Annotated in this window: 18 protein-coding genes and 1 pseudogene; 7 read left to right on the top strand and 12 right to left on the bottom strand. The window is 69.2% G+C overall.

Going from position 1 to position 17710, the window contains the following annotated elements:
- Positions 1 to 525: pseudogene (locus CQY20_RS21150) on the top strand (transglycosylase family protein); the annotation flags it as partial.
- A 72-nt stretch (positions 526 to 597) separates the two neighbouring features.
- Here the strand turns inward: CQY20_RS21150 and CQY20_RS21145 are convergent.
- From CQY20_RS21145 to CQY20_RS21130, 4 genes are read right to left on the bottom strand one after another with little or no spacing between them, the layout of a single operon-like run.
- The gene (locus CQY20_RS21145) at positions 598 to 1026 is read right to left on the bottom strand and encodes a molybdenum cofactor biosynthesis protein MoaE (RefSeq protein ID WP_097942041.1); all 429 of its coding nucleotides are present in this window, start codon (positions 1024 to 1026) and stop codon (positions 598 to 600) included.
- Positions 1023 to 1502 (bottom strand): MogA/MoaB family molybdenum cofactor biosynthesis protein, encoded by a 480-nt coding sequence (locus CQY20_RS21140; RefSeq protein ID WP_097942040.1) that lies wholly within the window; start codon positions 1500 to 1502, stop codon positions 1023 to 1025. Before CQY20_RS21140 ends, CQY20_RS21145 begins: the two co-directional genes overlap by 4 nt.
- Positions 1499 to 1984, bottom strand: coding sequence for a cyclic pyranopterin monophosphate synthase MoaC (gene moaC, locus CQY20_RS21135; protein ID WP_272938825.1), 486 nt, complete (start codon positions 1982 to 1984; stop codon positions 1499 to 1501). Before moaC ends, CQY20_RS21140 begins: the two co-directional genes overlap by 4 nt.
- A 2-nt stretch (positions 1985 to 1986) precedes the next feature.
- Entirely contained in the window at positions 1987 to 2184 is a 198-nt protein-coding gene (locus CQY20_RS21130) for a hypothetical protein (RefSeq protein ID WP_174814715.1), read from the bottom strand.
- Positions 2185 to 2264: 80 nt separating this feature from the next.
- Between CQY20_RS21130 and CQY20_RS21125 the strand changes: the two genes are divergently transcribed.
- The 3 genes from CQY20_RS21125 to CQY20_RS21115 all read left to right on the top strand — a co-directional run bounded on the left by CQY20_RS21125 (position 2265) and on the right by CQY20_RS21115 (position 6698).
- A complete protein-coding gene (locus CQY20_RS21125) occupies positions 2265 to 4505 on the top strand; it encodes a helicase-associated domain-containing protein (RefSeq protein ID WP_097942038.1) in 2241 nt (746 codons plus the stop codon).
- A 196-nt stretch (positions 4506 to 4701) separates the two neighbouring features.
- Positions 4702 to 6351 (top strand): DNA repair helicase XPB, encoded by a 1650-nt coding sequence (locus CQY20_RS21120; RefSeq protein ID WP_097942037.1) that lies wholly within the window; start codon positions 4702 to 4704, stop codon positions 6349 to 6351.
- Positions 6348 to 6698: a VOC family protein gene (locus CQY20_RS21115; protein ID WP_097942036.1), complete on the top strand. Its 351-nt coding sequence runs from the start codon at positions 6348 to 6350 to the stop codon at positions 6696 to 6698. Before CQY20_RS21120 ends, CQY20_RS21115 begins: the two co-directional genes overlap by 4 nt.
- 74 nt (positions 6699 to 6772) lie before the next feature.
- Here the strand turns inward: CQY20_RS21115 and CQY20_RS21110 are convergent, their stop codons facing one another.
- From CQY20_RS21110 to CQY20_RS21080, 7 genes are all read right to left on the bottom strand, one after another.
- Positions 6773 to 7117, bottom strand: a complete 345-nt coding sequence (locus CQY20_RS21110) for a cupin domain-containing protein (RefSeq protein ID WP_097942035.1) — start codon at positions 7115 to 7117, stop codon at positions 6773 to 6775.
- Between the two features lie 122 nt (positions 7118 to 7239).
- Positions 7240 to 8868 carry a monocarboxylic acid transporter gene (locus CQY20_RS21105; RefSeq protein WP_097942034.1) on the bottom strand — a complete coding sequence of 543 codons (1629 nt, stop codon included), beginning with the start codon at positions 8866 to 8868 and terminating at the stop codon, positions 7240 to 7242.
- Complete coding sequence (locus tag CQY20_RS21100; protein WP_097942033.1) at positions 8865 to 9218, bottom strand: DUF485 domain-containing protein; 354 nt, start codon at positions 9216 to 9218, stop codon at positions 8865 to 8867. The genes CQY20_RS21105 and CQY20_RS21100 overlap by 4 nt, the downstream gene beginning before the upstream one ends.
- 143 nt (positions 9219 to 9361) lie before the next feature.
- Positions 9362 to 11107, bottom strand: coding sequence for a sodium/solute symporter (locus CQY20_RS21095; RefSeq protein WP_097942032.1), 1746 nt, complete (start codon positions 11105 to 11107; stop codon positions 9362 to 9364).
- Positions 11104 to 11475: a hypothetical protein gene (locus tag CQY20_RS21090; protein ID WP_097942031.1), complete on the bottom strand. Its 372-nt coding sequence runs from the start codon at positions 11473 to 11475 to the stop codon at positions 11104 to 11106. Before CQY20_RS21090 ends, CQY20_RS21095 begins: the two co-directional genes overlap by 4 nt.
- On the bottom strand, positions 11468 to 12259 hold the full coding sequence (locus CQY20_RS21085; RefSeq protein WP_097942030.1) for a LytR/AlgR family response regulator transcription factor: 792 nt from the start codon (positions 12257 to 12259) through the stop codon (positions 11468 to 11470). Before CQY20_RS21085 ends, CQY20_RS21090 begins: the two co-directional genes overlap by 8 nt.
- A complete protein-coding gene (locus CQY20_RS21080; RefSeq protein ID WP_097942029.1) occupies positions 12256 to 13461 on the bottom strand; it encodes a sensor histidine kinase in 1206 nt (401 codons plus the stop codon). The genes CQY20_RS21085 and CQY20_RS21080 overlap by 4 nt, the downstream gene beginning before the upstream one ends.
- Before the next feature lie 147 nt (positions 13462 to 13608).
- Between CQY20_RS21080 and acs the strand changes: the two genes are divergently transcribed.
- A complete protein-coding gene (gene acs, locus CQY20_RS21075; protein WP_097942028.1) occupies positions 13609 to 15561 on the top strand; it encodes an acetate--CoA ligase in 1953 nt (650 codons plus the stop codon).
- Positions 15562 to 15639: 78 nt separating this feature from the next.
- Positions 15640 to 16215: a hypothetical protein gene (locus tag CQY20_RS21070; RefSeq protein ID WP_097942027.1), complete on the top strand. Its 576-nt coding sequence runs from the start codon at positions 15640 to 15642 to the stop codon at positions 16213 to 16215.
- Between the two features lie 6 nt (positions 16216 to 16221).
- On the opposite strand, the gene CQY20_RS21065 is transcribed toward CQY20_RS21070, so the two are convergent.
- Entirely contained in the window at positions 16222 to 17211 is a 990-nt protein-coding gene (locus tag CQY20_RS21065; RefSeq protein WP_097942026.1) for an LLM class F420-dependent oxidoreductase, read from the bottom strand.
- Positions 17212 to 17284: 73 nt separating this feature from the next.
- Between CQY20_RS21065 and CQY20_RS21060 the strand changes: the two genes are divergently transcribed.
- On the top strand, positions 17285 to 17710 hold the full coding sequence (locus CQY20_RS21060) for a pyridoxamine 5'-phosphate oxidase family protein (protein ID WP_097942025.1): 426 nt from the start codon (positions 17285 to 17287) through the stop codon (positions 17708 to 17710).

Below are 17710 nucleotides of genomic sequence, written 5' to 3'. Positions count from 1 at the left end.
CGGCAGGCCCCGGCCCCGCCGGCGCCTGCCGCGGCCCCCGCGCCTGCGCCTGCCCCGCTGGCCGCGCCTGCGCCTGCCCCCTTGGCCGCGCCTGCGCCTGCGCCGCTGGGTGCACCCGCGCCTGGGCCGGATCCGATGGCGGCGATCAACTCGGTCGACATCCCGCAGCCCGCCCTTGATGCGGCCAACCAGGCGATGACCGGCGAGATCCCGGCCCCGCCCGCCGAGGTACCGCATCTGGCCAGCCCGGACAACCTGCCGCAGGGCTACACCACCGACCCGTCGGCGGTGGCGAATGAAAGCCCCAACGTGACCTACCTCAAGGAGCTGTGGCACGCCATCCAGACGCAGGAGATCACCGGGAAGGACGCGCTGCTGGCGTTGACCCAGCGACCGCTGACCACGCCTGCGCCGGAGAACGTCAACGGACCGGGCATGGCGCCCGCGCCGGCTCCCGCTCCGGGTGCGGAGGTTCCACCGCCGCTCCCTCCGTCCCCGGAGATGCCGCCGGTACCGCCGGCCTAACGACCGATCGCGAGGCAGGCCAGAGCCGAGTGTGCGGCTTGAGGGCCTAAGCCGAGTGTGCGGCTTGAGGGCCTAGGCCGAGTTCACCCATTCGTCGGAACCGTCGGCGAAGAACTGGTGCTTCCACACCGGCAGCCGCTCCTTGACGAGATCGACCAACCGGGCGCAGGTGTCGAACGCCGCGCGACGGTGGTCTGCCGCGACGGCAGCCACCAGCGCGGCGTCACCGATCTGCAGTGTGCCGATCCGGTGGCTGACGGCGATGGCCCGCACACCGTCGCAGTCGGCGGCGATCTCGGCGGCCACCTCGGCCAGCGTCTGGGCCGCGGTGGGATGCGCGGAGTACTCCAGCCGGGTCACCGAGCGGCCGCCGTCGTGGTCGCGGACGACGCCCGCGAAGCCGACTACCGCCCCGGCCGCCTGATGCGCGACGAGCGCCTCGTGGTCGTCGAGTTGGATGGTGGCCTCGGTCAGGTCGGCCCGCAGCACCTCAGCGGTCATCGCGAATGGTCCTTTCCGGCCAGCTGATCGAGCGCATGCTCCAAGACGTCGTCGAGCACGCCGAGGCCGTCCTTCACTCCGCCGGTCGAGCCCGGCAGGTTCACGATCAACGTCGACCCCTTGACCCCGCAGACACCGCGCGACAACACCGACGTCGGCACGTGCGGCAGGCCGGACCGCCGGATCGCGTCGGCCAGACCGGGAATCTGATAGTCGACGATCTCGGCGGTGATGTCGGCGGTGCGATCGGTCGGCGAGATGCCGGTGCCGCCCGAAGTGATTACCACATCGGCGTTTTCACCGATCGCGGTGACGATGGCGTCGCGCACCTCCGGTCCGTCGGCGACGACCGTCGGCGCCGGTGTCTCGATGCCGCACCCGTTGAGCCAGTCGACGATGATCGGCCCGGTGCGGTCCTCGTACACACCGGTCGCCGCGCGCGTCGACGCGATCACTACCCGGCCGGCCCGCGTCACGGCCGCTCCCAGGTGCCGGTCTTCCCGCCGTCCTTGCGCAACACCCGGATGTCGCCGATGGTGGCCGCCGGGTCGACGGCCTTGAGCATGTCGTAGAGCGTCAGGGCGGCCACGCTGACCGCGGTGAGGGCCTCCATCTCCACCCCGGTGCGGTCGGTGGTGCGCACGGTGGCGGTGATCGCCACCTCCGTCTGGCCGATGTCGAAGTCGACGTCGACACCGGTCAGCGCCAACTGGTGACACAGCGGGATGAGGTCGCTGGTGCGCTTGGCGGCGAGGATCCCGGCCACGCGGGCGGTGGCCAGCGCGTCGCCCTTGGGCAGTCCGCCGGTGGCGATGAGTTCGACGACGTCGGCGCGAGTGCGCAGCGTGCCCGCGGCGACCGCGGTGCGCTTGGTGGCGTCCTTGGCCGTCACGTCGACCATGTGCGCCGCGCCTGATTCGTCGAGGTGCGAGAGAGGGTTGTGACGGGGCTCGGCCACCGTCACCTGTTGATAACGGTGACCGGGTGGGTGTACGGCAGATCCTCGGGCGGCAAGGGCAACGTCAGGTCACCGAACGGTGACAAGGCGCCAGTGCGGTCGGCGGCCAGTTCGCTGACCGGGTGATCGTCCTCGCCGTCGGTCGCCGGCCAGCCCGGATCGATGTACCGGCTCTTCTGCTTCTTGTCTGCCACGCCCATATTGTGGCAAACGCCGCACGTGGTGGCGACACCGGCGCGACGCACGAGCAGGGTATGTGCCTGCTTTACGCTGGTCAGTAATGTCCGAACACACTCCGGGCACCCCGCTGGGCGCCTGGCTGGCCGATCTGCCCGACGAGCGGCTGATCCGGCTGCTGGAACTGCGGCCCGACCTGACCCAACCGCCGCCCGGCAGCATCGCCGCGCTCGCCGCGCGCGCGCAGTCGCGGCAGTCGGTCAAGGCCGCCACCGACGGGCTGGATTTCCTCCGGCTGGCGATCCTCGACGCGCTGCTCGCGCTGCACGCCGACACCACGCCGGTGCCGCTGGCCAAGCTGACCGCGCTGATCGGTGACCGGGTCGGCGACGACGCGATCACCGCGGCGCTCGACGACCTGCGTGAGCGCGCACTGGTGTGGGGCGACACCGAGGTGCGGGTGGCGGCCGAGGCCGCGGCGGGCCTGCCCTGGTACCCCGGGCAGGCGGTGCTGGAGGACACCGAAATCACCGGCGAGGAGATCGCCGCCCGGCTGGAAGCCATCGACGACGCGCAGCGGGCCCTGCTGGAGCGGCTGCTGGAGGGTTCGCCGATGGGCCGGACCCGCGACGCCGCGCCGGGCACGCCGCCGGACCGGCCGGTGCAGCGGCTGCTGGCCGCTGGCCTGTTGCGCCAGATCGACGAGGAGACGGTGATCCTGCCGCGACTGGTGGGTCAGGTGCTGCGCGGTGAGTTGCCGGGACCTGTCGCGCTGACGCAGCCCGATCCCGTGGTGTCCACGACATCGGCCGCCGACGTCGACGCCGTCGCGGCGGGCGCGGTCATCGATCTGCTGCGCGAAGTCGAAGTGGTGCTCGAAACCCTCGGCGCCGCACCGGTTCCCGAGTTGCGCAGCGGCGGCCTCGGCGTACGCGACGTCAAGCGGCTGGCGAAGACGACCGGCATCGGCGAGCAGCGGCTCGGCCTCATCCTCGAGGTGTCGGCGGCGGCCGGGCTCATCGCGGCGGGCATCCCCGATCCCGAACCCGACGACGCCGCGGGCACGTACTGGGCGCCGACGGTGGCGGCCGACCGGTTCGTCGAATCACCCGTCGCGGACCGATGGCACCTGCTCGCGTCCACGTGGCTGGATCTGCCGTCGCGGCCGGCACTGATCGGCGGTCGCGGTCCCGATGGCAAGCCCTATGCGGCGCTGTCGAATTCCCTGTACTCCACGGCCGCTCCGCTGGACCGCAGGCTGCTGCTGCGGGTGCTGGCCGACCTGCCGCAGGGCGCGGGCACCGACGCGACAGAGGCGTCCAGGGCGATGATCTGGCGGCGTCCCCGATGGGCGGCGCGGCTGCAGCCGGCACCGGTCGGCGACCTGCTGACCGAGGCGCACGCACTGGGCCTCGTCGGGCGCGGCGCGATCACCAGCCCGGCGCGCAAGCTGCTGGACGGCGCCGACGACGCCGTCGGCGCGATGGCGAAGGTGCTGCCGAAGCCCATCGACCACTTCCTGCTGCAGGCCGACCTGACGGTGATCGTGCCGGGCCCGCTCGAGCGCGATCTCGCCGAGCAGCTGGCGACCGTTGCCAATGTGGAATCGGCGGGCGCGGCCATGGTGTACCGAATCAGCGAGGCGTCGATCCGGCGGGCGCTGGACACCGGCCGCACCGCGGGCGAGCTCCACGCCCTGTTTGAGAGACACTCCAAAACACCTGTGCCGCAAGGACTTACTTATCTCATCGACGATGTGGCGCGCAGGCACGGGCAGCTGCGGGTCGGCATGGCGTCGTCGTTCGTGCGCTGCGAGGACCCCGCGCTGCTGGCGCAGGCCGTCGGCTCCCCCGGCGCCGACGAGCTCGAGATCCGGCTGCTGGCCCCCACCGTCGCCGTGTCGCAGGCGCCGATCAGCGAGGTGCTGGCGATGCTGCGCAACGCGGGCTTCGCACCGGCCGCCGAGGACTCCTCAGGTGCGATCGTCGACTTGCGCGCCCGCGGCGCGCGGGTGCCTCCACCGCCGGGCCGCCGTCTCGCCCGCCCGCCGGCCACGCCGACGACGCAGACGCTCAGCGCGATCGTCGCGGTGCTGCGCAAGGTGGCCTCACACCCGTTCGCGAACATGCGCGTGGACCCGGCGGTGGCCATCTCGGAGCTGCAGGAGGCGGCGCGGCTGCAGAGCTCGGTGGTGATCGGCTACGTCGATCCCGCAGGCGTGGCCACGCAGCGGGTGGTGGCGCCGGTCAACGTCCGCGGCGGCCAGCTGACGGCGTGGGATCCGGCCACGGGCCGCGTCCGCGAGTTCGCGATCCACCGGATCACCTCCGTCGTCTCGGCCTGACCCGTTTCCCGGGCCCCTTTTTGGCGAGCGTGCGTGTCTGCGGGCGACACACCGGAGAAAAACCGCAGTTCACGCACGCTCACAAGAAGCCGCGTCGCACCCATCCGGATAATGGACAAAATGACAGACCGAAGGCGATCGCGAGTGAGGATCGCAGCGAGGGACGAGCGAGGACCGGAGCGAGCGCGAGCCGAGAATGAGTGACGGCCCCTTGATCGTGCAGTCCGACAAGACGGTGCTGCTCGAAGTCGACCACGAACAGGCCGGTGCCGCACGCGCCGCGATCGCGCCGTTCGCGGAGCTGGAACGCGCCCCCGAGCACGTGCACACCTACCGCATCACGCCACTGGCGCTGTGGAACGCCCGCGCCGCGGGCCACGACGCCGAGCAGGTCGTCGACGCGCTCGTCACGTACTCGCGCTACGCGGTCCCGCAGCCGCTGCTGGTCGACATCGTCGACACCATGGCCCGCTACGGCCGGCTGCAGCTGGTCAAGCATCCGGCCCACGGCCTGACGCTGGTGAGCCTGGACCGCGCGGTCCTCGAAGAGGTGCTGCGCAACAAGAAGATCGCACCGATGCTCGGGGCCCGCATCGACGACGACACCGTCATCGTGCACAACAGCGAGCGCGGCCGCGTCAAGCAGATGCTGCTCAAGATCGGTTGGCCCGCAGAGGATTTGGCGGGCTACGTCGACGGTGAGAAGCATCCGATCAGCCTGAATCAGGACGGCTGGCATCTGCGCGACTACCAGGAGATGGCCACCGAGTCGTTCTGGGAGGGCGGCTCCGGCGTGGTGGTGCTGCCCTGCGGCGCGGGCAAGACGCTGGTGGGTGCGGCCGCGATGGCCAAGGCGGGCGCGACGACCCTGATTCTGGTGACCAACACCGTCGCGGGCAGGCAGTGGAAACGCGAGCTGATCAACCGCACGTCGCTCACCGAAGACGAAATCGGCGAATACTCCGGCGAAAAGAAGGAGATCCGTCCGGTCACGATCGCCACCTATCAGGTGATCACCCGTCGCACCAAGGGCGAGTACCGCCACCTCGAGCTGTTCGACAGCCGCGACTGGGGTTTGATCATCTACGACGAGGTGCACCTGCTGCCGGCCCCGGTGTTCCGGATGACCGCCGATCTGCAGTCGCGGCGACGACTCGGCCTGACCGCCACGCTGATCCGCGAAGACGGCCGCGAAGGCGACGTGTTCAGCCTCATCGGCCCGAAGCGCTACGACGCACCGTGGAAGGACATCGAGGCCCAGGGCTGGATCGCACCCGCGGAGTGCATCGAGGTGCGGGTGACGATGACCGACAACGAGCGGATGCTGTATGCCACCGCCGAGCCCGACGAGCGCTACAAGCTGTGCTCGACGGTGCACACCAAGATCGCGGTGGTGAAGTCGATCCTGGAACGCCATCCCGGCGACCAGACGTTGGTGATCGGCGCATATCTGGACCAGCTCGAGGAGCTGGGCCAAGAGCTCGACGCGCCGGTGATCCAGGGGTCGACGAAGACGGCCGAACGCGAAGCGTTGTTCGACGCGTTCCGCCGCGGCGAGATCTCGACGCTGGTGGTGTCGAAGGTCGCCAACTTCTCCATCGACCTTCCGGAAGCCAATGTGGCCGTGCAGGTTTCGGGCACATTCGGCTCACGGCAGGAGGAGGCGCAGCGACTCGGCAGGCTGTTGCGGCCGAAGGCCGACGGCGGCGGCGCGGTGTTCTACTCGGTGGTGTCGCGCGACAGCCTCGACGCCGAGTACGCCGCACACCGGCAGCGCTTCCTCGCCGAGCAGGGCTACGGCTACGTCATCAAGGATGCCGACGACCTGCTGGGCCCGGCGATATGACGGTCCGACGGGTGATGCCCGTCCTCACGGTGCCCGATGTCGACGCGGCCCGCGGCGCGTTCGTCGACGTGCTCGGGCTTCGCGAGGTGATGAATCTCGGCTGGATCGCGACGTTCGCCGACGACGATCTTCGCCACCAGGTCAGCCTGATGACGAAGGACGCCACGGCGCCGGTCAACCCGAACGTCTCGATAGAGGTGGACGACGTCGACTCCGCCTATCGTGCCGCGGTCGACGCCAACCTGACGATCGTGCATCCGCTGCGCAACGAGGACTGGGGCGTGCGGCGGTTCTTTTTCGCTGACGCCGCAGGCAACGTCGTCAACGTTTTGAGCCACCGCGGCTGACCGAATGTGCATCCGCTGACGCCGTCGCGGCGTGTCGCGTCAGAAACCGCGCATTCGAAACATCGAGCGCGCGTCTAGACGTGCGGGCCGACCCGCTTCACCACCGTCAGCAGTACGACGGAGTCCTCCAGCGCCTGCAGCCCGTGGCGGGACAGCGGTATGACGATGTGATCGCCGGGGCTGCCTTCCCAGCCCGCGTCGGCGTCGGTCACCCGCACCCGGCCCTGCAGCACGTAAAGCGTCGCTTCGCCGGGGCTTTCGTGGTCATCGAGTGCACTGCCCGCCTTCAACGCGATCAGGGTCTGGCGCAGGGAATGCTCATGTCCGCCATACACGGTGTGCGAGCTGCGGCCGCTGCTGGCGGCGCGGGCCGTTTCGAGCTGCTCACGTGCGAGGGCGGTCAACGAAACCTTGTTCATACCGCGTCCCTTCCATCGGGCAGGTGTAGAAAGCGTTGGTAGCTTTCGTCGAGATTGGGCTGCTCAGACGAAAGCTACCAACAACACCCGTGTCCGCGTCGGCGGTACCGACAAGAGGTCGGTCAGTGGGCGACGGCCTTCTCGGCGCCCACGCCGGTCAGCGATCGCACCTCCAGCTCGGCGCCGATACCGGGATCCGGATCGTCTTTCGCGGTCAGCGTGCCGACGATGCCGAGGATGAAGGCCAGCGGGATCGACACGATGCCCGGATTGGCCAGCGGGAACCACGCGAAGTCCGCGTTGGGCAGCATCGCCGTCTTCGAACCCGACACCGCCGGGGAGAACACGATCAGCAGGATCGTCGAGATGAGCCCGCCGTACATGCTCCACAGCGCACCCCTGGTGTTGAACCGCGGCCAGTACAGCGAGTAGACGATCGTCGGCAGGTTCGCCGCCGCGGCAACAGCGAACGCGAGCGCCACCAGGAATGCGACGTTCTGCCCGTTGGCCAGGATGCCGAGCGCGATCGCGGCGATACCCAGCACGACCGCGGTGATGCGGGAGACCCGCACCTGCTCGTCCTCGGTGACCTTATGGCGCTTCAACACGCTGGCGTACACGTCGTGCGCGAACGACGTCGACGCGGTGATCGTCAGCCCGGCGACCACGGCCAGGATCGTGGCGAATGCGACCGCCGAGATCACGCCGAGCAGTAGCACGCCGCCGAGTTCGAACGCCAGCAGCGGTGCCGCCGCGTTCTGCCCGCCTGCCGCCGCCAGGATGCGGTCCGGGCCGACGATGGCCGCCGCGCCGTAGCCCAGCGCGAGTGTGAAGAGGTAGAAGGCGCCGATCAACGCGATCGCCCAGACCACCGAGCGGCGCGCCTCCTTGGCCGTCGGCACCGTGTAGAAGCGCATCAGCACATGCGGCAGCCCCGCGGTGCCCAGCACCAGTGCGATGCCCAATGAGATCAGGTTGATCTTCGACATCGTCGATCCGCCGTATTGCGCGCCGGGCGCCAGCACGTCGCGGCTCGCGACCGCCTCGTTGGCCGAACCCGTGATCGCCGTCTGCGCCGAGCCGAGGATGCTGGAGAAGTCCAGCCCGAACTTGGCCAGCACCATCAGGGTCATCACCGCCGCGCCGCTGATCAACAGCACAGCCTTGATGATCTGCACCCATGTCGTGCCGCGCATTCCGCCGATCAGCACGTAGGCGATCATCAGCACGCCGACCACCGCGATCACGATGCTCTGCCCGAAGCGTCCGTTGACGTCGAGCAGCAACGCGACCAGGCCGCCCGCGCCCGCCATCTGCGCCAGCAGGTAGAACAGCGACACGGTCAGCGTCGACGTCGCAGCGGCCAGCCGCACCGGCCGTTGCTTGAGCCGGAAGCTGAGCACGTCTGCCATCGTGAATTTGCCTGTGTTGCGGAGCAATTCGGCGACCAGCAGCAGCGCGACCAGCCACGCCACCAGGAAGCCGATCGAGTAGAGGAAACCGTCGTAGCCGTACACCGCGATGGCGCCTGCGATGCCGAGGAAGCTTGCAGCCGACAGGTAGTCACCGGCAATCGCGATGCCGTTCTGCGGGCCGGTGAATCCGCGGCCGCCGGTGAAAAACTCTGTGGCGTCGGACTTCCGGCGGCCTGCGCGAATCACCACGAAAAGCGTGATGACGACGAAGAGCGCGAAAATCGCCATGTTGGCTACGGGGTTGCCGACGGTCGAGTCGGCGGCGAGGGTGTTCATGCTGCCTCCCCTTCCAGGCTTGCGCGGATGGCCTCGGCGCGGGGGTCGAGCTCGCGGTTGGCGAACCGGACGTAGATGCCGGTGATGATGAACGTGGTGATGAACTGGCCCAACCCGAGCAGCAGGCCGACGTTGACGTTGCCGAACACCTTGGCGGCCATGAAGTCGGTGGCGAACGCACCGAGCACCACGTACAACCCGTACCAGACGAGGAAGAACACGGTCATCGGAAACACGAAGCGGCGCAACCTACTTCGCAGCGACTGGAACTCGGCGCTCTGTTGCACCTCGATATACCGGGCGCGGCGCGCGGCCAGCGCGTCCTGTTCGGAAAGATCCGCAAGCGACATCGGTGGTCTCCTGACTCGGCTGTGACCCCCGGCATGAACCGGCGGCTTCCTGAGACCCTGCTCACATTCGGCACCGCTGTCGACGGTCGGTCGGTCAAGTCGACGGGCGCTGCGGTGAACGGTCGGTTGAGCGCGACGAACGGTCAGTCGCCGGGTGTGCGCTCGACGCTCATTCCCAACCGTTCGGGCAGATGCATCCGGGCGAAGATCCGCGCGGTGTCGGCCGGCACCGACCCGCGCGTCAGCCGGCTGACCACGATCATCGTGACGAACGCCAGCGGCGCGCTGAAAGCGGCGGGGTAGCCGGCCAACTCTGCGAGCCAACCGCCGAGCACGTCGCTGTCGATCCCGCCGACGAGGGTCAACCCGGCGGCCGCGCCCGAGACCACGCCGCCCGTTATCAGGCCGCACACCGCACCCGTGGCGGTGAGGCCGCGCCGCCAAATGCCCAGCACCAGAAGCGGACACAGCGTCGACGCCGCGACGGCGAACACCAGGCCGACGTTGCGGGACAGCTCCAGCGTCGACGCGGCCAACGCGAGCGGCAGCGGCAGCAGCCCGCCGATCAGTGCGGCGATCCGGAAGTCGCGCACCCGCCCGCGCAGCACGTCGGTGGACAGTGCACCGGCGATGCTCACCAGCAGGCCCGACGAGGTCGCCAGGAACGCCGCGATCGCCCCTGCCGCCACGAGCGCCCCGAGCACGCGCCCGGCCGGCGCCGCGAGGGCAGCCTGCGGCGTCAGCAGCACCGCCGCGTCCGCCGTGCCGGTGATCAGCAGTTGCGGCACGTGCACCCGCGCGAAGACCCCCATCAGCGTCGGGAAGACGTAGAAGACGGACAGCAGCGCGATCACCGCCAGCGCCGTGCGCCGCGCCGCCCGCCCGTCGGGGTTGGTGTAGAACCGCACCAGCACATGCGGAAGTCCCATGGCGCCAAGGAAAGTCGCGACGATGATGGACAACACCTGATAGAGCGGGTGCCCGCCGCCCAGCCCGCTGCCGGAGGCGGCCCATTCGTCGCCGGTGCTCGGCGCCCCCGCCACGACGGGCGTGGTCGCACCGGCCGCGAGTGTCAACGTGCTGCCCGCCCCCACGGTGTATTCACCGGCCGACGGTATCGACGCGTCATGCACGGTCCGGCCGTCGACGCTGCCCGACACCCGGATGCCCGCGGGCGCATCGACCTGCACGACGACATCGGTCTTGACGTCGACCGTGGTGCGCTGGTCCACGGTGGGCGGCAGCGGGCCGCCGAGCGGGGCGGGTTCGGCGACGAACAACGCCAGCAGCGCCAAGGCGGGGACCGCGATCGCGGTCAACTTCAGCCAATACTGGAATGCCTGAACGAAAGTGATCGACCGCATGCCCCCGCCCACGACGTTGCCGATGATGATCGCGGCGACGGCCACCGGCCCGATCCACACCGGCAAGCCGAGCAGGATGTTGATCGTCAGGCCCGCGCCCTGGTACTGCGGCACGAGATACAGCACGCAGATCACCACGACGAACACCATCGTCACCTTGCGCAATCGCGGTGACCGCAACCGGAACTCGGTGAAGTCCGGCACGGTGTAGGCGCCCGAGCGGCGCAGCGGCGCAGCGACGAACAGCAGCAGACCGAGGTAACCGGCGGTGAAGCCGACCGGATACCACAGCGCGTCGGCGCCGTACTTGGCGACCAGTCCCGCGACGCCCAGAAACGATGCCGCCGACAGGTATTCACCGGCGATCGCCGCCGCGTTCGAACGTGGCCCGACCATCCGGGACGCGACGAGGAAGTCCGACGTGGTGCGCGACAGCCGCCCGCCATAGACACCGACGGCGACGGTCGCCAGTGCGGCGGCCAGCAGCGCGAACGCGGTCAACGGGACCGACGAGGACGTCGTCATGGTTCGTCGTCCACCACCCGGATGAAGTCGCGCTCGTTCTGCTCGGCCAGCTTGATGTAGAACCGGCCGACGACGTAGAGCAGCGGGTACATCAGCACCGCCAACAGCAGCCAGTTCAACCGGATCCCGAACACCGCAAGCGATTCCAGCGCGGGAAAAGCGCTGCCGCCGACCGGAATCGCGACGACCACGCACATCACCACCGCCGCCAGCCGCAGCGCCAGGCCGAGTTGCGCGCGGACCAGCCCCCGCACCAGCGCGTCGCCGACCTCGGTCTGCTCCTGCACCTCGACGCGGGTGCGGATCATCCGCGCCCCGCGCCGATGGGCCAGCACCACCCGTTCGCGCGGCGGCCGGTCGTTAGTCATCGCCGCGGTCCGATCGATAGCCGCGCATCGGGTCCCGGATCAGCCGGTCGCGCAGTTCGCGCACCTGCCGACGGCTCACCGGCAGTTCGACCGCAGGCGACGCGCCGTTGGCGCGGACCCGCACCATCACCGACCCGCCCTTCGCCCGCATCCCGCTGACCATCGACAGCGACACCAGATACGAACGATGCACCCGCTGGAAACCCGCGTTGCCCCAACGAGATTCCAGGGTGCTCAACGGTATCCGGACCAGGTGCGCACCCGACGCCGAGTGCAGCCGCGCGTAATCGCCTTCGGCCTCCACCCACCCGATGGTGTCGCGGCGGATCAGATGCGTGACACCGCCCACTTCGGCGGGGATGACGTCCGGGTCCTGCTGAGCCGAGCCGGAAGCGGACTTGGTCGGCTCGACCGTCTTGGCGGCCGCAACGCGACGGATCGCCTCGTCGAGGCGGTCCCGCCGGATCGGTTTGAGCAGGTAGTCGACGGCGCCGACGTCGAACGCCGCGACGGCCTTGTCGTCGTGGGCGGTCACGAACACCACCGCGGGCGGATCGGCGAAATTGCCGAGCACAGAAGCGAGTTCCAGGCCCGACAGCCCGGGCATGTTGATGTCGAGAAAGATCGCGTCGATGCCGCCCTCGCCGAGTTCGCGCAGCGCGGCGGTCGCGTCGGCGGCACCGCGCACGGCCGCGATCGCCGGATTCTGCTGCAGCAGATAGGTGAGTTCGTCGAGCGCGGGCGCTTCGTCGTCGACCGCCAGCACGGTCATCGTCGCCGTCATGCCAGGGCCCCTCCGCCGGCCCGTATCCCGGACCGGAACTTCGGCACTCGCATCATCACCTTGGTGCCCGCACCGATCGCCGTCTCGACCACCAGACCGTAATCGTTGCCGAACGCCGCGCGCAGCCGGTGATCGACATTGGTCAGGCCGACGTGCGCCCGCTCCTCCCCCGAGCCGCCGTCGGCCAGCACGTCGGCCTCACCCGAGCGCAGCGTTTCCGGATCCATCCCGACGCCGTCGTCCTCCACGGTGATCGCGCAGTCGGATCCCTCGTCGCGGGCCACGATTTCGATACTGCCGCCGCCGCGGCCGGCCAGCCCGTGCCGCACCGCGTTCTCCACCAGCGGCTGCAACATCAGAAAGGGCACAACCACATTGAGCACCTCGGGCGCCACGTCGAGTTTGACCTTCAGCGACTCCCCGAACCGTGCCCGCTCCAGCCGCAGGTAGCGGTCGATGTTGCGCAGTTCTTCGGCCAGCGTGGTGTACTGCCCGGCGGCACGGAACGAATAGCGGGTGAAATCGGCGAAGTCGAGGATCAGATCGCGAGCACGGTCGGGGTCGGTGCGCACGAACGACGCGACGGTGTTCAACGCGTTGTAGATGAAGTGCGGACTGATCTGGGCCCGCAGCGCCAGGACCTCGGCGCGGTCAAGGCGGGCCCGCGACGCGTCGAGTTCGGCCAGTTCCAGTTGGCTGGACGCATACCGGGCGACCTCGCCGACGGCGCCGAGCATGCCGGGGGCCGGTGCCCGGTTGGTCACCACGACGAGCACGCCCATCACCCCGGTGTCGTCGACGGAAAGCGGCTCGGCGATCACCGTCGGGTGCCGATGCGCCAGCACGCGACGGCCACCGGTGATCGCGTCGGCGGCGGCGCGTTCACACGCGGCGGGCACGTCGGCGGCCCATGCGCTCGCCTGGTCCGGGTCGCGCACCAACAGCCGGCCGTCGGCGCCGAACACCGCCAGGCCGTCGGCGCCGGTGAGAGCGCGCAGATGCGGTGCCGCGGCGCGCGCCGATTCCGGCCCCAATCCCTTGCGCAGCGCGCGAGCAGCCAGCGAGGCGGTGTGCAGCGCGTCGTGCACGGCCCGTTCGGTCGGCGTGGCCACCACGCGGCGCGTGCGGACCAGCAGCGCGGCGGCGACCACGGCGGCGACGGCCAGAATCGCCACCACCGCCACCAGATATGCGCCGGACATCTCTCCTCATTCAAAGCCGCGGTTCACCCGCAGCCTTCCGGCCGTTCGGCCGACGGCATCGACCGGTCGGCGCTCGTCTTGCGCCGCTCGCAGACTACTGTGACTCGGGCCCGTTGAGCAGGCATTTCGTGACTACGCTCACAGCGCATGACCGACACATTCACCGAAGCCCCCGCAACATATCCGGCTTCCGTCGAGTTCGCAGCGCAGGCCAACGGCACCGAGGCGCTGTATCGCGAGGCCGCCGCCGACCGGTTGGGGTTCTGGGCCAAGCAGGCCAACCGGTTGTCGTGGCAGACGCCGTTCACCGAGGTGCTCGACTGGTCGGAGGCGCCGTTCGCCAAGTGGTTCGCCGACGGCGCCCTCAACGTCGCCTACAACTGCGTCGACCGCCATGTCGAGGCGGGACTCGGCGAGCGGGTGGCGATCCACTGGGAGGGTGAACCGGTCGACGACCGGCGTTCCATCACCTACGCCGAACTGTTCACCGACGTGTGCCGCGCCGCCAACGCCTTGACCGCCCTGGGGTTGCGGGCAGGTGATCGGGTGGCCATCTATATGCCGATGATCCCGGAAGCCGTCGTGGCGATGCTGGCGTGCGCGCGGCTGGGTGTCCTGCATTCGGTGGTCTTCGCCGGTTACGCCGCCTCGGCGTTGAAGGCGCGCATCGACGACGCCGAAGCCAAGGTGGTCATCACCACCGACGGACAGTACCGGCGCGGGCAGGCCGTGCCGCTGAAAGCTGCCGTCGACGAAGCGGTTTCAACAGACACCACTGTCGAGCATGTGCTCGTGGTACGGCGCACCGGCATCGAGACGCCGTGGCGCGAGGGCCGCGATGTGTGGTGGCACGACGTCGTCGACTCCGCGTCACCCGACCACACCCCGCAGGCGTTCAACTCCGAACATCCGCTGTTTTTGCTGTACACGTCGGGGACCACGGGCAAGCCGAAAGGCATCGTCCACACATCCGGCGGCTACCTGACCCAGGCGTCCTACACCCACCACTATGTTTTCGACATCAAGCCGGAGACCGACGTGTATTGGTGCACCGCCGACATCGGGTGGATCACCGGCCACAGCTACGTCGTCTACGGGCCGCTGTCCAACGGGGCCACGCAGGTGCTCTACGAGGGCACGCCGGCATGGCCCGACCAGCACCGTCACTTCGAGATCATCGAGCGCTACGGCGTCACGATCTACTACACGGCGCCGACGCTGGTGCGCACGTTCATGAAGTGGGGCCGAGACATCGCCGACAGCCACGACCTGTCGACGCTGCGACTGCTCGGCACCGTGGGCGAGCCGATCAATCCGGAAGCCTGGCGGTGGTATCGAGAGGTCTTCGGCGCCAACGAAACTCCGATCGTCGACACCTGGTGGCAGACTGAGACCGGCGCGGCGATGATCTCGCCGCTGCCCGGCGTCACCGAGTGCAAGCCGGGTTCGGCCACCAGGCCACTGCCCGGAATCTCCGCGCGTGTGGTCGACGACCACGGCAACCTCATCGAGCCGAGCCCCGAATACGGCGAGCACGCGTCGGGCTATCTGGTGCTCGATCAGCCGTGGCCGTCGATGCTGCGCGGCATCTGGGGCGACCCGAAGCGCTTCCGCGAGACGTACTGGTCGCGGTTCGCCGACCGCGGCTGGTACTTCGCCGGTGACGGCGCCCGCTACGACCTCGACGGCAACATCTGGGTCCTCGGCCGCATCGACGACGTCATGAACGTCTCCGGGCACCGCATCTCGACCGCCGAGGTGGAGTCCGCGCTCGTCGGGCATGCCCACGTCGCCGAGGCCGCCGTTGTCGGCGCCAGCGACGAGCACACCGGACAGGCCATCATCGCGTTCGTGATCCTTCAGGCCGACCGCGCCGACGGTGGAGCCGAGATGATCGAAGAGCTCAGAGCCGAAGTGGCACGCGAGATTTCGCCGATCGCCCGGCCCAAGGAAGTTCATGTCGTACCCGAGCTGCCGAAGACTCGCAGCGGCAAGATCATGCGGCGGCTGCTGCGTGACGTCGCCGAGGGCCGCGAACTGGGAGACACCTCAACACTTCTCGACCCGACGGTGTTCGAGGCGATCAGGGCCGCCCGCTAGCCGATGGACGTGGCCGGATCAGGCGGGTTGGCCGGGTAATCACGCGGGCGCTCGGCCCACCGGCTAGCCTCGTCACTCATGACGCGAAGAATCGCCGCCGTGGCGATCGCAGGGACGGTCATCGGATTCGGTGCGCTCAGCGTTGCGGCCCAGGCGAGCGCGGAACCGCCGCCGCCTCCACCACCGCCGGGACAGCCGATTCCGCCAGGCCAGCCCGTGTTCGAGCCCGCTCCCGCAGGCGACCCCGTCGGCGGCGACGTGGTCGCGGCACCGCCGCCGGTCGGGCCGCCGCCGGTGCCCGAGATCACCAATCCGGTGTACGGCTCGGGGCACAGCGACGGCCCGCTGGGCTTCCTGCGGGACGCCTGGAACCAGGCCAAGGACCCGTACGGGTTCGCCGAAACGCCGCCCGGTCAGGCCCCCGGCGCGCACCCGCCGCCGCCCGGCGCAGGTCCGGCGCCGCAACTGCCGCCCGGCTACAAATCGCTGACCGCGCCAGAATCGAACGGACCACCGGTGGAGCCGAAGGACCAAGGCGGCGGGCCGCCGCTGCCGCCCGGCTACTACCCGTTGGACGGACCTCCGCCGCCCGGCTACTTCGACACGCCGCCGCCAGATCCGGCCGCGCCACCGCCCCCGGCGCCGACGCCGTAGTCAGCGTCAGGTCAGCTCCGGGATGACCTTCTGCTCGAACAGCTCGATGCCGGAACGGTCGTAGGCCGCCTCGGGGAAGTACAGGATCGCGTACTCGCAGCCGAGGTCGCGCATCCGCTTCAACTTCTCGATGACCTGTTCGGGTGTACCGGAAGCCGAACCGGGCGACTTCATCGTGTTGAGCATGGCGTCGACGGCCTGCTCGTCGGCCTTGGCGACCTGCTTGGCGCGGATGGCGGCGATGCGGTCGTCGACCTCGGCTTCGGATTCGCCGATGACGGCGTTGAAGTTCGACGACCGCACGATCGCGTCGTAGTCGGTGCCGACGTCGCGACAGTGATCGGCCAACACCTGCGACTTGTGCGCGAACCCGTCGGGTTCGGAGGTGAAGTTGGTGTACTGCGCGTACTTGGCCGCGATCTTCAGCGTCACCTTCTCCCCGCCGCCTGCGATCCACATCGGTAATCCGCCGTCCTGCAACGGTTTCGGCGCGACGATGGCGTCGTCGGCGTCATAGTGCTTGCCGTGGAACGTGACTCGGCCGTTCCGCCACGCCTCGCGCATGATCTGAACGCCTTCGTCCAGGCGCGCCAGGCGCACTCCCGCAGACGGAAAGCCGTAACCGTAAGCCCGCCACTCGTGTTCATACCAGCCGCCGCCGATGCCCATCTGGACGCGCCCGCCGCTGATGATGTCGGCGGTGGCGGCGACCTTGGCCAGATACACCGGGTTGCGGTAGCTCATCGCGGTGCACATCTGCCCGAGTTTGATCCGCGACGTGGTCGCCGCGTATGCCGACATCAGCGACCACGCCTCATGCGTGGCTTCGTCGGTGGGCACCGGCACGGTGTGGAAATGGTCGTACACCCACAGCGAGTCCCACGGCCCGTTGTCGGCGTGCGCGGCGAGCTCACGCATCACCGGCCAGTGCTGTTCGGTGGGGATGTCCACCAGATCGAGTCGCCACCCTTGAGGTATGAACAATCCGAAGCGCATGACATCCGACTCTAAGCCCGAGCCCTATCGAAATGCGCGGCCTGTGTGTCGCTAGAGGCCTAGCCTGACGATCATGGCCCTTTCCAAGGAAGAACGCGAACAGTTTCTGGCCGAGCCTCACGTCGCTGCGTTGTCGGTTTCCGCGGGCGACAAGCGTGGACCGCTGACCGTGCCCATCTGGTATCAGTACCAACCCGGCGGTGAGCCATGGGTGCTCACCGGCCTCGGCTCACGCAAGCATCGGCTCATCGAGACCCAGGGCGAGTTCACCTTGATGGTCGACCGCGTCGAACCCACGGTCCGGTATGTGTCGGTCGACGGCCCCGTCAGTCGCGTCGAACCCGCGACCGACGACCAGCTCGTCGAGCTGACGAAGCGCTATCTTCGGCCCGAAGCGGTCGAGCCGTATCTGGAATTCGCCCGCCGCGAGCACGGCGAGAGCGTGGTGATCTACATGCGTCCGCAGCACTGGCTTTCGGCGGACCTGGGATCGGTGTGA

The sequence above is a fragment of the Mycolicibacterium agri genome (assembly GCF_002553505.1).
Taxonomy (GTDB): domain Bacteria; phylum Actinomycetota; class Actinomycetes; order Mycobacteriales; family Mycobacteriaceae; genus Mycobacterium; species Mycobacterium agri.
Note: the sequence above shows the minus strand (reverse complement) of the source record. Positions and strands in the feature narration are given on the sequence as shown.

Coding starts and splice junctions, on each gene's coding strand:
- CQY20_RS21070 (WP_097942027.1), top strand. CDS start 15,640: ATGACGCGAAGAATCGCCGCCGTGGCGATCGCAGGGACGGTCATCGGA.
- CQY20_RS21115 (WP_097942036.1), top strand. CDS start 6,348: ATGACGGTCCGACGGGTGATGCCCGTCCTCACGGTGCCCGATGTCGAC.
- CQY20_RS21065 (WP_097942026.1), bottom strand. CDS start 17,211: ATGCGCTTCGGATTGTTCATACCTCAAGGGTGGCGACTCGATCTGGTG.
- CQY20_RS21120 (WP_097942037.1), top strand. CDS start 4,702: ATGAGTGACGGCCCCTTGATCGTGCAGTCCGACAAGACGGTGCTGCTC.
- CQY20_RS21145 (WP_097942041.1), bottom strand. CDS start 1,026: ATGACCGCTGAGGTGCTGCGGGCCGACCTGACCGAGGCCACCATCCAA.
- CQY20_RS21085 (WP_097942030.1), bottom strand. CDS start 12,259: ATGACGGCGACGATGACCGTGCTGGCGGTCGACGACGAAGCGCCCGCG.
- CQY20_RS21080 (WP_097942029.1), bottom strand. CDS start 13,461: ATGTCCGGCGCATATCTGGTGGCGGTGGTGGCGATTCTGGCCGTCGCC.
- CQY20_RS21125 (WP_097942038.1), top strand. CDS start 2,265: ATGTCCGAACACACTCCGGGCACCCCGCTGGGCGCCTGGCTGGCCGAT.
- acs (WP_097942028.1), top strand. CDS start 13,609: ATGACCGACACATTCACCGAAGCCCCCGCAACATATCCGGCTTCCGTC.
- CQY20_RS21105 (WP_097942034.1), bottom strand. CDS start 8,868: ATGAACACCCTCGCCGCCGACTCGACCGTCGGCAACCCCGTAGCCAAC.
- CQY20_RS21090 (WP_097942031.1), bottom strand. CDS start 11,475: ATGACTAACGACCGGCCGCCGCGCGAACGGGTGGTGCTGGCCCATCGG.
- CQY20_RS21110 (WP_097942035.1), bottom strand. CDS start 7,117: ATGAACAAGGTTTCGTTGACCGCCCTCGCACGTGAGCAGCTCGAAACG.
- CQY20_RS21130 (WP_174814715.1), bottom strand. CDS start 2,184: ATGGGCGTGGCAGACAAGAAGCAGAAGAGCCGGTACATCGATCCGGGC.
- CQY20_RS21060 (WP_097942025.1), top strand. CDS start 17,285: ATGGCCCTTTCCAAGGAAGAACGCGAACAGTTTCTGGCCGAGCCTCAC.
- CQY20_RS21095 (WP_097942032.1), bottom strand. CDS start 11,107: ATGACGACGTCCTCGTCGGTCCCGTTGACCGCGTTCGCGCTGCTGGCC.
- CQY20_RS21100 (WP_097942033.1), bottom strand. CDS start 9,218: ATGTCGCTTGCGGATCTTTCCGAACAGGACGCGCTGGCCGCGCGCCGC.